This is a genomic window from Neisseria sp. P0021.S007 (assembly GCF_051956855.1).
This window is the reverse complement of record NZ_JBQCXA010000257.1, coordinates 1-886: the sequence shown is the minus strand read 5'-3', so window position 1 is coordinate 886 and position 886 is coordinate 1. Positions and strand designations below refer to the sequence as shown.

General features: G+C 49.3%; 1 protein-coding gene. It reads left to right on the top strand.

The genetic code is table 11. The features are described from left to right. Positions 1 to 359: 359 nt before the first annotated feature. The coding region (locus tag ACTHUR_RS12650) for a UvrD-helicase domain-containing protein (protein WP_440398835.1) at positions 360 to 886 on the top strand (527 nt) is incomplete at its 3' end.

Genomic DNA, 886 nt, shown 5'->3' with positions numbered 1-886 from the left:
AATCAATCAACATGAACCTGCTTCCACAGAAACCGCTCAAGAGTCATCGGATAAAGCTCAAGAGTCATCAGAAACCGCTCAAGCGCCATCTGATAAAACCCAAGAGTCATCTGATAAACCTGAAGATCAAGCTTAATCGCACAAAAGAAAACGGCAGCCCAAAAAGCTGCCGTTTTTATTGTTTTCCGCACCCCATTTCTACGGTTGATATCTTCGATTAACTCTAACGAAACACAACCGAAAATCTCAAACCTTCCATACAACCAAGCTAAAGCTTTTTTTCATACCCAAGCTCCCCACCGTTCTCAGACGACCTCTGCTATGATTACGCCCTCTGTCGGTACTTCCCTCCTTTTAGCATGCCCGCCAACGCCTCCATTCCAGCCTTCGATCCCCTAAACATCCCCATAGCAGGTACCGATCTGATTGAAGCTTCTGCCGGTACGGGCAAAACCTACGGCATTGCGGCTTTGTTCACGCGCTTGGTCGTGCTTGAGCAGATGCCTGTCGAAAGCATTTTGACCGTTACTTTTACCAAAGCGGCGACGGCGGAATTAAAAACCCGTTTGCGCGCGCGTTTGGACGAAGTGTTGCAAGCCTTAGAAAGTGTGGAGGATACGGACAATCTTTCAGACGACCTCGCAGCATATTGCCGAGACAATCATCCGGGCGATGTGTTTCTAACCGGTTTGCTCAAACAGGCATTGGCTCAAGAAAGTCGGGGGCGGCTGATTGTCCGCCTCAAAGCCGCCATCGGACAATTCGACAACGCCGCGATTTATACCATTCACGGTTTCTGCCAACGCATTTTGCGCGATTATGCATTTTTGTGCCGCGCGCCTATGGATGTCGAATTGACCGAAGACAACCGTGACCGCCTGTTGAT